At 60.4% G+C, this 12,326-nt stretch carries 9 protein-coding genes and 2 pseudogenes; 4 read left to right on the top strand and 7 right to left on the bottom strand.

Features of this window, described 5'->3' with window-relative positions; genetic code table 11:
- Positions 1-45: 45 nt before the first annotated feature.
- From J2Y56_RS13280 to J2Y56_RS13260, 5 genes are all read right to left on the bottom strand, one after another.
- Positions 46-2,469 (bottom strand): TonB-dependent receptor, encoded by a 2,424-nt coding sequence (locus J2Y56_RS13280; RefSeq protein ID WP_007945324.1) that lies wholly within the window; start codon positions 2,467-2,469, stop codon positions 46-48.
- Positions 2,470-2,566: 97 nt separating this feature from the next.
- On the bottom strand, positions 2,567-3,541 hold the full coding sequence (locus tag J2Y56_RS13275; protein ID WP_007945326.1) for a FecR family protein: 975 nt from the start codon (positions 3,539-3,541) through the stop codon (positions 2,567-2,569).
- A gap of 40 nt (positions 3,542-3,581) precedes the next feature.
- Positions 3,582-4,082, bottom strand: a complete 501-nt coding sequence (locus J2Y56_RS13270) for a sigma-70 family RNA polymerase sigma factor (RefSeq protein WP_007945327.1) — start codon at positions 4,080-4,082, stop codon at positions 3,582-3,584.
- Positions 4,083-4,219: 137 nt separating this feature from the next.
- Positions 4,220-5,710 carry an aldehyde dehydrogenase family protein gene (locus J2Y56_RS13265; protein ID WP_007945328.1) on the bottom strand — a complete coding sequence of 497 codons (1,491 nt, stop codon included), beginning with the start codon at positions 5,708-5,710 and terminating at the stop codon, positions 4,220-4,222.
- A 48-nt stretch (positions 5,711-5,758) separates the two neighbouring features.
- Positions 5,759-6,148 carry a cytochrome c family protein gene (locus tag J2Y56_RS13260; RefSeq protein WP_007945329.1) on the bottom strand — a complete coding sequence of 130 codons (390 nt, stop codon included), beginning with the start codon at positions 6,146-6,148 and terminating at the stop codon, positions 5,759-5,761.
- A 242-nt stretch (positions 6,149-6,390) separates the two neighbouring features.
- On the opposite strand from J2Y56_RS13260, the gene J2Y56_RS13255 reads away from it, so the two are divergent.
- The 3 genes and pseudogenes from J2Y56_RS13255 (at position 6,391) to J2Y56_RS28450 (ending at position 10,043) form a co-directional block, all read left to right on the top strand.
- Entirely contained in the window at positions 6,391-7,713 is a 1,323-nt protein-coding gene (locus J2Y56_RS13255) for a hypothetical protein (protein WP_007945330.1), read from the top strand.
- A gap of 203 nt (positions 7,714-7,916) precedes the next feature.
- Positions 7,917-9,185, top strand: a pseudogene (locus J2Y56_RS28455) (HAMP domain-containing protein); the annotation flags it as partial.
- Between the two features lie 93 nt (positions 9,186-9,278).
- Complete coding sequence (locus tag J2Y56_RS28450; protein WP_405046855.1) at positions 9,279-10,043, top strand: methyl-accepting chemotaxis protein; 765 nt, start codon at positions 9,279-9,281, stop codon at positions 10,041-10,043.
- Positions 10,044-10,174: 131 nt separating this feature from the next.
- On the opposite strand, the pseudogene J2Y56_RS13245 reads toward J2Y56_RS28450, so the two are convergent.
- Together J2Y56_RS13245 and hpaC are read right to left on the bottom strand one after the other, a co-directional pair.
- Positions 10,175-10,536: pseudogene (locus J2Y56_RS13245) on the bottom strand (DUF6124 family protein).
- Between the two features lie 372 nt (positions 10,537-10,908).
- The gene (hpaC, locus tag J2Y56_RS13240) at positions 10,909-11,421 is read right to left on the bottom strand and encodes a 4-hydroxyphenylacetate 3-monooxygenase, reductase component (RefSeq protein WP_007945335.1); all 513 of its coding nucleotides are present in this window, start codon (positions 11,419-11,421) and stop codon (positions 10,909-10,911) included.
- A gap of 258 nt (positions 11,422-11,679) precedes the next feature.
- On the opposite strand from hpaC, the gene J2Y56_RS13235 reads away from it, so the two are divergent.
- A complete protein-coding gene (locus J2Y56_RS13235; RefSeq protein ID WP_007945336.1) occupies positions 11,680-12,309 on the top strand; it encodes a response regulator transcription factor in 630 nt (209 codons plus the stop codon).
- Positions 12,310-12,326: the final 17 nt, after the last annotated feature.

Below are 12,326 nucleotides of genomic sequence, written 5' to 3'. Positions count from 1 at the left end.
ATCCTGTGGGAGCCAGCCTGCTGGCGATGGGGTCACCTCGGTCTATCAGAACCCCACACTGGCCTGCACAAAGAACGTACGCGGCGCTCCCACATACATCCCCGAGTTGTTGTCGCTTGATCGGGTGAAGTACTGCTTGTCGAAGATGTTTTTCACCCCGGCGCCGAGCTTCAGGTTCGACAGCTGCGAACCGAAGTCATACCCGCCGCGCACGTTCCAGGTCATGTAGCCCGGAATGTCACCAAACTGGCCGTCCGCTGTACCTTCAGTGATGTAGTTGCCGTTGAAGCTGCCATCGGCGTTCACTCCCGTGCCCGGCGAACGCTGCTTGGACTGGGCATAGGCATCGAGGTTGTAGGTCCAGCGATTGATGTCGTAACGCAGCCCGGCGGTGGCCACCTGACGCGAATAGAACGGCAGGTCACGGCCCTTGAAGCCCGGAATATCGCCTTCATAGGTGGCACGGGTGTAGGTGAAACCGCTGTAGGCGGTCAGGCCGTCGAGCATCGGGTTAAGCGCCGACAGGTCGTAATGCACCGACGCCTCCAGCCCCTGGTGCTTGGTCGCGCCGAGGTTGGTCCAGCCCACGTCGTTGCTGATGTATTGCAGCTCGTCATCGAAGTCGATGTAGAACAGCGTCACTTCCCCGCCCCACGCCTCATTGTTATAGCGGGTGCCGACCTCGTAGGTCTTGGCTTTTTCCGGCTCCAGGCCATTGGCGGTGTTGTCACCGATGCCGCCCTGACCGAGCTGGAAATATTGCAGGCTGCCGAACGAGGTTTCGTAGTTGGCGAACAGCTTCCACTCTTCGGACAGGTGATACATCACGCTCAGGGCCGGCAGCGGTTCGTTGCTTTCGATGCTGCGCTTCTTCTCCGGCACGCGCTTGCCGGCGGTGTCGAGCACCGGGCGGTCATGCCAGTCGGTACTGATGTGTTCGAAGCGAATGCCCGGGGTCACAGTCCAGTTGCCGACATCGACTTTGTTGTCGAGGTACACCGCGTTGGCTTCGGTGCCGCCGGTACGGTCCTGGAATACGTGGCCGTCAGAGCTCGGGGTCAGCACCGGTTGATTGTTCACCAGCGCGACACGGCTCGACTCTTCGTGCATGGCTTCTTTGAGGTAGCGATAGCCGACGCTGACTTCTTGAGTGGTCGGGCCCGCTTCAAACACATGGGACACCCGTGGCTCGATGCCGAAGGTGTAATACGTGCGCGGGTAAGCACTGAGGGTTTTCTGGTCGCGAGCGGCGATGTTGCTGCCACGAAAACTGTCGGTGTAGTACGTCAGCACTTCGGCCTGTGTCCGGTCATCGATCTGCCTTGCCCAGCGGAACGACACGTCCTTGCGGCGGCCGGTGAAGTTGTCGTAGTCGCGCACGGACTGGAACGGATCAGCGTCGTACTGCTGTTGCGTCAGGCCGCCGGGCATGTCGGCGTTGGCGTCGTAGTAGTGAAAGTTGAGGCTGAAATAGTCGACATCGGTCGGTGCCCACTGGGTCTTGAGGAGCACATCGGAGATGTCGTTGCCGTTATTGCTTTCGCGGTACCCGTTGCCGTTCACCCCGGAATACAACAGCGCTACACCGATGCCGTTGTCTGCGGTGCCGCCGAGGAACGCGCTGTCGAGGTGTTTCCAGCCACCGTACTGCGAAGTTTCCAGGGTGGTGCCGATTTCCCCGGTGGCTTCTTGCGGGATTGCGCGCGTCACGAAGTTGATCACGCCACCAACGTTTTGTGGCCCGTAACGCACGGAACCGCCACCGCGTACCACGTCAATGCTGTCGAGGTTGCCCGAGGAAATCGGCGCCATCGACAGCTGCGGTTGACCATACGGCGCCACCGCGGCCGGCACGCCGTCGATCAATACCGTGGAGCGTGGCGACAGGCGCGAGGTCAGCCCGCGCACGCCGACGTTCAGGGAAATATCGCTGCCACCGGTGCCGTTGGCGTCCTGCACTTGCACGCCGGGGACGCGCTTGAGCACTTCGCCAACGTTCATCGCCGCTTGCTCGACCATCGCTTCGCGGCGAACCACCGTCCGCGCGCCGGGATGGTTCTGCACCAAGGCCACGTCGGCATCGCCGAGCCAGTCGCCGACCACTTTGATATCGGTCGCGTCCAGCTCCAACGGCCCGTTCGTAGCCGCCGTCGGCACGGGCGTCAACGTGACCGAGCCTTGATCGATCTGGTACTGCAGACCGCTGCCTTGCAGCAACTGGCGCAAGGCCTGTTCCGGCGAGATGTCGCCGTCGACAGCCGGGGCTTGCTTGCCGGCGACCAGTTCAGGATTGAAAAAAACCTGCAACGACGTTTGCTGGCCCAACTGGCTCAGGGCCTGGCCCAACGGCTGCGCCGGAATATGGATGCCAGCGGCGGCGAACGCCTGGGGCAGCGCAGCATTGATCGCCAAGGCGAGCGTCAGTGGTAACCAATGGGATTTTTTGTTGTTGGCAGAGGTGTTTTTCACGTCGAACAGTATCCTGTAAATCGCAAGCGCATGCGTTTGTTAATGCAAACCAGTTGCAGATGGACAGGAAGACGATGAACTCGAAAAAAACCTGAATTTATTTTGAAATTATTTCCTGACTGCCGTCATCGAGGGTGCGCACGGCCACCGGCAGGATGCTCGGCAAGGCCTTGAGCAATGCGTCGGTGTTATCGGAATTGAACACACTGGTCAGCCGCAGATTGCCGACGGTGTCGTTGTCGACGGTGAGGGGTTTCTCGCGATAACGCGACACTTCGGCAGCCACCTCGCTGAGGCTGGCGTTGTTGAACACCAGTTTGCCGCTGCGCCACGCGGTCAGCTCGGCCGGGTTGACCGCATAAGCCGCCGCGACAACCCCTTGGGCATCGATTTGAGTACCGAGGCCGGCAGTCAGGCTGATGACATCGGCGCCCTGTCCCTGAACCTTGACCGTGCCCTGCTCCACCGCCACCCGGGTTTGCAAAGGGTCGCGGCGCACATCGAAGCGCGTGCCGGTGACCGTCACCTGGCCGTTGCCCGCTTCGACCACGAACGGTCGGCTGGTGTCGTGCTCGACGCTGAACATCGCTTCGCCCTCAGTCAGCTCGATGCCACGCCGGTCTTTATCAAAACGCACCTGAATACGGCTACGGCTGTTCATGTCCATCAACGAACCGTCCGGCAAGACCACATGGCGACGTTCACCCAACGCCGTGGAATATTCAGCGGTAAAAGGTTCCGGGTGATGCAAACCACTGAACAACCCCACGCCCAGCGCCACGGCCACCACACTGGCCGCCACCGCATACCGCAGCCACGGTTGACGCGTGCGGCGAGCCGGCGCGGTTTCACACATGGCTTGCAGACGCTCGACCGGCACCAGGTCAGCCGCCATCCACAAGCCCTGAAGCATTTCGAATTCGTCTTGATGTTGCGGATGTTCGTGCAGCCAGGCCTCGAAGCGCCGATACTCCACAACGTCCACGGCCGGCTCCTGCAAACGCACGAACCATCGCGCCGCATCATCGCGAACCGTTGTTTGCCCGCACGCACAATCACGAGTATCCATCATGGAAGTTCCTGCTTGGCTGGGGGTGAGAAGGCGCGGCCGATCATGCTTGCGATCCGTCGAGGCGGTCACGCAGATGCCGCAAGGTGCGGATCATATACTTTTCCACCATGTTCTTGGACAAACCCAGGCGTTCGGCGATTTCAGCCTGGGTCAGGCCTTCGATTTTTTGCCACACAAATACTTTGCGGCAATTGACCGGCAACTCGGTGAGCGCCCGTTCGATGCAATCAGCCAACTGGATCGCCTGCATGTACTGCTCCGGGTCGCCGGACGACGACACACTCAGATCAATCGCCTCCGACTCCATGGCGCCCCGCCGATCCTCACGCCGATAACCGTCCACCGCGATGTTGCGCGCGGTCTGGTGCAGATACGCCCGAGGTTGTTCCACCGCCGCCGAATTCGACTCAAGCACCCGCACAAAGGTGTCGTGGGCCAGGTCCTCGGCCTGCTGACGATTTCTCAGGCGACGGGTCCAGGTGCCAACCAACTCTTCGTAATAGTCGAAAAAGCCATGTCTGCGGGGCAGCTTGGGGGTCATTGCGGTGTGCTGTGGAGACGGGGCGTGAATAGTAATGCTTCCTATTAACCGGAAGCAATGGATTCAACGTCGCCAGGGCCGCCGTTAGTCAGCCAAGCCAACGGCCCCCGTTGCAGGGGCCGTTTTGATTCATCCAATCAGTGCGCGATGCACACCGATTTCAGCTCGGTGTACGCCTCGATCACTGCGCGACCGAACTCACGGCCCATGCCCGATTGCTTGACGCCACCAAACGGCATCGCCGGGTCGAGCAGCACGTGAGCGTTGACCCACACCGTACCGGCCTCGATGCGCGGCACCAGGTTCATGGCTTTGCCCAGGTCATTGGTCCACAGGCTGGCGGCCAGGCCGTAGCGGTTGTCGTTGGCCAGCGCGATCACAGCGTCTTCGTCATCGAACGGCATCACGCCCAGCACCGGGCCGAACACTTCTTCACGGGCCACGGCCATGCTGTGGTCGATGTCGGCCAGAATGGTCGGCTGCACGTAGAAGCCCTCGCCTTCCACCAACTCACCGCCCGACACCACACGCGCGCCTTCGCGGCGAGCCAGTTCGATGTGCTTGAGCACGCTTTGCTGTTGCTTGCGTGACACCAGCGGGTTGATCGCGGCATTGCAGTTCATCCCGGCACCGATTGGCATGGCGGAGACCGCAGCGGCGAGTGCTTCGACGAATTGATCGTGGATCGAGCGATGCACATAGAAGCGCGAAGCCGCCGCGCAGACCTGGCCGTTGTTCAGCAGGCCGCCGAGGATCGCACCTTGAACGGCTTTTTCGATGTCAGCATCGGCGAGCACGATCATCGGGTTTTTGCCGCCCAGTTCCAGCGAGAAGCGCGTCATGTTTTCCATGCACGCCACGCCGACACTTTTGCCCACGGCAGTGGAGCCGGTGAACGACACTTTGCTTACCAACGGGTGCGCTGTCAGCACGCCACCGACCGAGGCGCCGCCACCGGTGACGACGTTAAACACGCCAGCCGGAATGCCCGCTTCCAGCGCCAGCTCAGCCAGACGCATGGCGGTCAGCGGGGTTTCCATCGCCGGTTTGATGATCACGGTGCAGCCGGTGGCCAGTGCCGGCATCAGTTTCCAGGCAGCGATCAGCAGCGGGAAATTCCACGGCACAATCCCGACCACCACGCCCACCGGCTCACGCTTGGTGAAGGCGGTGAACTTGGCGCCCGGCGGCAGCGGGATCGACACGTCGAAGGTCTGGCCTTCGATCTTGGTCGCCCAGCCGGACATGTAGCGCATGAATTCCACGGTGGCGTTCAAGTCCAGAGCGCGGGCCATGTTGATCGACTTGCCCTGGCTCAGGGTTTCCAGCTGCGCCAGTTCTTCGGCGTGCGCCTCAACCAGTGCAGTGAAGTTCAGCAGAATGCGTTCGCGGTCGGCCGGACGCAAACCGGACCACACACCGGATTTGAACGCGGCATGGGACGACTGCACGGCGCGCTCGACCACGTCCAGCGGCGCGTCCAGGGTTTCGCAAAGGGTTTGCCCGGTGGCCGGGTTGACCACGGAAATGGTCGGACCATCCGCCAACACCCATTGACCATCGATAAAGCAGCCATGGCGGCGCTCAAGGAAGGCAGCAACCTGCGGCAGAATTTCAACGTTGCTCATAATTCACCTGTCATTCAAACGTGGGGTTCAACCTGGAAGTCCGGCTGATTAGCGTTGTTCTTTGAGATAGCAAACGACCGCTTGGCGGTCATCGGCGGAGGCCAGCCCCATGTAGGGCATGTAGGTCCCGGGCACATAGGCCTGGGGTTGGGTGATCAGTTGGCTGATGGTTTCAGCTTGCCAGGTCACGTCTTTGCTGCGCATCGCCTGGGAGTAGCTGAAGCCTTCGAGCGAGCCGGACTTGCGCCCGACCACGCCCGCAAGGCTCGGCCCCATCATGCCGGCCATGTCTTTGCTCACCGAGTGACACACCCCGCATTCATTGGCGAACACCTGGGCGCCGTGGCCCTGGTCCGGTGTGCATTCGGCGGCGACTACGGTTTGTGCCAGCGCCAAGGTCAGCAAACCAAAGAGGGAGAACTTCTGTGAAGTGAACATAAGCAGGCGACCTTGAGAATCCGTGAAGGGAAGCAACAGCAGGGTTGAGACGGATTGTCAGCGGTCAGTGATGCGCAGGTTTTGCCCTGCGTGCCAGTCGTGTTGGCTGGGCTGCCAAACCGGACATTTTGGCAAGCACAGGCAACTCTTTGGCAACCACACAAAAGGGCGAAAAAGTTCCGGGCCTTAGTATCGAGAAAGACCTCAACCCTGTGGTCATGAACAAGAATGGATGCCACACCATGCTCAAGTCCCCCTTGCTTCGTCTCTCGACGCTCGCGCTGCTGATCAGTGCCGCCCAGGCCAATGCCTACGAACTCTATGCCAATGACGACACTCACCTGAACGCCACGCTGGAAGCGGTCTTCGGCATGTTCCACAGCCAGGAAAACTACGCGTTGTCCGGCCGTCTCGACGAAGGTTCCTCGTCGTGGCGCGAGGGTTACATCAAATACGGCCTGAGCTTCGACACAGGCCTGGCCGGCTTCGGCACCGCTTACGGCGCCGGCAATATGCTCAGCTCCGGCACTTGGGGCGACGGCGATGCCGCCGGTTTCACCGACGGTACGGAACGCACCACCAAGTTCGAAGACGCTTACCTGGGCTGGCGCTCGGGCAAGCTGTTTGAAGCGATGGGTGAGGACGGTGTCGACCTGTCCTTCGGTCGCCAGAACATCGTGGTCGGCGACGGTTTCCTGATCGATGGCGATGCGCTGAACCTGGGCAAAGGCCTGGCCGACGGCGAGTTCAATCGTGGCGGCGCCTACTACCTCGCCGCCCGTAAAGCCTTCGACGAAACCGCCGTGTTGCGCCTCGGTGGCAAGCAAGGCTGGCGCAGCGACCTGATGTGGCTGAAGTCGGATAACCGCGCCCAGGCCAAAACCGAAATGTACGTCGGCACCCTGGAACACGTCGCCGACGCCGGCACAGTCGGTCTGACCTACATCGACACCAACGAGGTCGACGAGCAGTACGCCTCACCGTTGCAGCTTGAACGCGATGGCATGAAGACCTACAGCTTGCGCGCCACGGGCAACGCCGGGGTGAAAGACCTGTTCCTGTCCGGTGAATACGCCAAAGAAGATAAACCGAACACCAGCAGCGAAGACGCCTGGTACCTGGAAGCCGGCTGGACCTTCTCCGAGTCGATCTGGACACCTTATGTCGGCTACCGCTACAGCCGTTTCTCGGAAAATTACGACACGTTGTTCTACGGCTTCAGTCGCGGTTATGGCACCTGGTTCCAGGGTGAAGTCGCCGGTAACTACGCCGGCCCGTTCAACACCAACTCACGTATCCAGAACGTCTCGCTGAAAGTCTCGCCACTGGAAAACCTCAATGTCGGCGTGTTGTATTTCAACTTCGACACCATCGACCGCAACCTGGGCAACACCGATGGCCAAGAGGTTGACTTGTACGCCGAATGGCACGTCAACGATCACCTGACCATCATGCCGCTGCTCGGTCTGTACAGCCCGGACAAGAGCGCCGCCCAGGGTGGCACCCAGTTAGGCAACAACGACAACAACCTCTACAGCCAAGTGGTGTTTGCCACCACGTTCTAAGTCCGTAAGCCGACGCAGCCCCTGTAGCAGCTGGCGAAGCCTGCGTCCGGCTGCGAAGCAGTCGTAAAACCTGAATACGCGGTCTTCCTGATTTACCGCGTGTACTGATTTCACGACTGCTTCGCAGCCGGACGCAGGCTTCGCCAGCTGCTACAGGGACCCGGTTGAGGCGTCTTCTGCCTTCAACGGAAACGGAGTTTCCAATGCATTCAAAATCTCTGTCGATTCAGAGCAAGATCGCCCTGCTCGCCGGTCTCTGCCTGCTGTTGGTGGTGAGCTTGCTGATGGGGTTGTCGCTGTATCAAACCCATCAAAGCAGCCAACAAGTCGCCCAAGCCAGCAGCGACATGCTCGCCAACGCCGCCAAGGAACACATGCAAGCGCTGGGCACCGTGCAGGCGATGCAGGTGCAACGCACCTTCATGCAGACTCACGAATACGGCCAAGGGTTGTCGCGGTATTTGCTTTACCTGCGCCAGCTGCAACAGCAGGGTCATCTGACCCGCCCGCAATTGCGCCAAGAGCTGAGCACCCAGCTTCACCAGGCCCTGATCGACAAGCCCGACCTGCTCGGGCTTTATGTCATTTTCGAACCCGACGCCCTCGATGGTGCCGACAGCGGTTTCGCTAACCAGGCAGCCATGGGCAGCAACGAGACCGGCCGCTTTTCCCTGTACTGGGTGCAAAGCAAACCCGGCGAACTGCAAGCAGTGATCGGCGACGAAGCACTGCTCGCCAACACCTCCCCCGGCCCCAGCGGCGCGCCGTACAACGCCTTCTACACCTGCGCTCGCGATACCCGGCAAGCTTGCGTGCTGGAGCCCTATTTCGATGAGGCCTCGGGCAGTCGAAAACTGGTGACCAGCATCGCGTTCCCGTTGATGGACAACGGCAAAGTCATCGCCGTGGTCGGCCTCGACATCAACCTCGCCGCCCTGCAACACAACAGCGAAACCAGCGCCCATCAGCTGTTCGATGGCCATGGGCAGATCAGCATCGTCAGCCCGCGCGGGGTGATCTCCGCTAACAGCCAGGACGTTAGCCGCCTCGGGCAGGCACTGGAAAATGCTGCGGTCATGGACGCCTTGCGCCAGGGCCAAGCGAAGGTGTTTGTCGATCAGCAGCAGATCAACGTCCTCGAACCACTGGCACCGATTGCCGGTTCTGCACCGTGGGGCGTACTGGTCGGCGTGCCGCAAGACGTGCTGCTGGCACCGGTGACCACGCTGCAAAACGAACTCAATGCACAAGGGGTTAAAAGCACCGCGCTAGAGTTGCTATTGGGTGGTGGCTCGGCCCTGCTCGGGTTGATGCTGATCTGGTACGCGGCATTTCGCATTACCCGGCCGCTGCAAATGCTCACGCGGGTGATGGAGGATATTTCACTAGGCGAAGGCGATTTGACCCGACGCCTGGCGGTGCAGTCGCGGGATGAAATCGGCCAATTGGCGACCGCGTTCAACCGTTTTGTCGAGCGCATTCATCATTCGATCCGCGAAGTGTCTTCAGCGGCGCTCGGCGTCAACGAAGGTGCCAAGCGCGTGTTGCTCGCCTCCAATTCGTCGATGAGCAACTTCGGCGAACAATCGACCCGCACCCACAGCGTCGCCGCCGCGATCAACCAACTGGGCGCCGCCGCCCAGGAAATCGCGCATAACGCTTGCGATGCTTCACAACAGGCTACGGCCGCGCGGCAACAAGCGGAGGATGGTCGCCAAGTGGTGGAGCGCACGATCCAGGTGATGAACGAACTGTCCGGCAAAATCAGCACCTCGTGCGCCAACATCGAAGTGCTCAACGGCAAAACCGTCAACATCGGGCACATCCTCGAAGTGATCAAGGGCATCTCGCAGCAGACCAACCTGCTGGCGCTCAACGCCGCCATCGAAGCCGCCCGCGCCGGTGAAGCAGGCCGTGGGTTTGCAGTGGTCGCCGATGAAGTACGCAGCCTCGCCGGACGCACGCAAACGTCGGCGGCGGAGATTCAGCAGATGATCGAAGAACTGCAAATCGGCGCGCGCGAATCGGTGACCACCATGACCGAAAGCCAGCAACACAGCGAAGAAAGCGTGAGCATAGCCAATCTGGCCGGTAAACGCCTAAGCAGCGTGACCCAGCGGATTGGCGAGATCGACAACGTGAATCAGTCGGTGGCTGCGGCAACTGAAGAGCAGACGTCGGTGGTTGAGGCGTTGAATGTCGACATCACCGAGATCAACACCCTGAATCAGCAGGGGGTGGAGAATCTGCAATCGACGTTGCGGGCTTGTACTGAGCTGGAGCGGCAGGCGGATCGGTTGAATCGGCTTGTCGGTAGTTTTCGGATCTGAAACTAGTGTTGCTTGAAATTCCGCTTTCGCGAGCAGGCTCGCTCCCACAGTTTGACCGGGTTGTCTGGACGAACGCGGTCCAATGTGGGAGTGAGCCTGCTCGCGATGAACGATGACGCGGTGCTTCGGTATTACTTCGGCACCTCAACGTTATCCAGCATCCGGTTCGCCGCCAGTTCCGCGAGCATGATGATCTGCTGGATCGCCATGGCCGTATGCCGATGCGGCCCTTCCAGATACCCCGCAAAATCACTGGCCATGACAGTGGCCTGGGCCAGGACTCACAGGTGTGGGCCAAGAGGTCTTCGTCCCGGATATCCGGTGCGAGCATGAACATCGTGCTGGGCTTGCGGGTAGCCGGGGATTTGATGACGCCGGGGTTTAGGTAATGATCGAGGGCGCGCTCGGCGGCGTCGTGGAGTTTTTTTGAATCGAGTGATTCGTAGGGGGATGCCGGATCTGTGTCTGGCGGATTTGGCGTTACTTTGAACATATTCATTCGTTCCTGAATGGGCAGCCACGCCTCGCTACTAATACGAGGGGTGGCGGCTGTACGCAGGTTAGTAGACCGGGGAACGAAGGCAAAGCCGGCGCGTCCGAGGACGCCCTGCGCACAGCCACCATCAGATACAGGCATTGGAATACCTGTTTGACAGACACTTGTGCAGCCTTCAAACCCTCGGGCTACTAAACCCGATCACTGGGAATCAGTGACGGGAATCAAGTTACCGAGGGCATCCAAAGCGCACAAGCCGGCGGATTCTGGCGTAGTCGTAGGTAATGGCGCAAGGCGTTGTAGCTTTCAGGAAGCATCCTTAAACACCTTTAAACATGTGCTCGAATTTGAGACCGCCATCGCGGTGCTTCAGCAATGCGCACCCGCATGCTCAAGCCGATGAAACAACCGGTTGAAATACACCAGGCTATCCCTCTCCGCGCGCACACCGACATTCGACAACTCAACGAACATCACCGAATGCGACCCGACTTCCTTGCACTCGGTGATCCGCCCTTCCAGCTGCACCAGTGCATCGCGCAGCAACGGCACGCCGGTGTCGCCTTCGTCCCACAGGTCCCAGGCAAAACGTTCGGCCATCGACACTTTGGTCATGCCGGCGAAGTGGCGGGCCAGGTCTTCTTGTTCGCCGCACAGAACGTTCACGCACAGATGGCCGTTGGTGCGGAACACATCGTGGGTGGCGCTGTTGCGGTTTACACAGACCAGCACGGTGGGTGGCGAGTCGGTGACCGAGCACACGGCGCTGGCGGTGATGCCGCATTGTCCGCCGGGGCCGTTGGTGGTGATGATGTTCACCGCGGCAGGCAGCTGCGCCATGGCGTTGCGAAAGTCGATTTGCTGCTGGCTCAGGTCGGCCATTTCGATGCCCCTTCCTTCAGGAGGACCGTCGTTGCGCGGCCCTTGGTGATGGAACAAGACTAAGGCCCGGCGCGGCGCGCAGCCATTCTGACGATCCCCATGCCGAGGTGGGCTTTCCGCTAGTCGACTAGGTGGTTTCTTTATCGTCAGGGCCCTTCGCAGTGGGTATCCTGCATTGAGGCGCCACCAAAGGCGCAAGTCCGCCGCAGCGTGCACGCGTGCGATAACAATAAATAGAATTTCTCGTGGCAGTCCCTGATGGAAACGCGCAAACCGATTGTTTATATCGTTGATGACGACAAAGACCTGCGCACCTCGCTCGCCTGGTTGCTGGAGTCGGTCAGTGTGCAGGCGCAATGCTTTGCCGGTGCTGAAGAGTTCCTGAGCCAGTACGACCCCAAGCAGCCGGCGTGTCTGGTGCTGGACGTGCGCATGCCGGAAACCAGCGGCTTTCAGTTGCAGGAAATCCTCAACCAGCGCGGCAGCACCCTGCCGACGATTTTCGTCTCGGCCCATGGCGACATTCCGATGTCGGTGACGGCGATGAAGAACGGTGCGCTGGATTTCGTCGAGAAGCCCTACAACCCACAGCAGATGATCGACCGCATTCAGGCCGCGCTGAAGACCGCCGTGCATGCCCAGGCCGATCAGCAGCAACGCCAGAACCTGCAAGGCAAGCTCGCGCTGCTGACCAGCCGGGAACGGGAAGTGTTGATGCTGGTGATCGATGGCAAGGCCAGCAAGGTCATTGCTCGCGAGCTGAACATCAGCGTGAAAACCGTTGATGTGCACCGGACCAAGATCAAGGAAAAGATGGGCGTGAGCAGCATTGCCATGCTGGTGCGCGAGGTGTTGCATTTGCCGGTGGATGAGCCGGCGCGGCACTGAACCTTAATCTTCGGCGG

The organism is Pseudomonas sp. BE134, from assembly GCF_031456105.1.
Lineage (GTDB): Bacteria > Pseudomonadota > Gammaproteobacteria > Pseudomonadales > Pseudomonadaceae > Aquipseudomonas.
The sequence above is the reverse complement of the archived record's forward strand: the minus strand, read 5'-3'. Positions and strand labels throughout refer to the sequence as shown.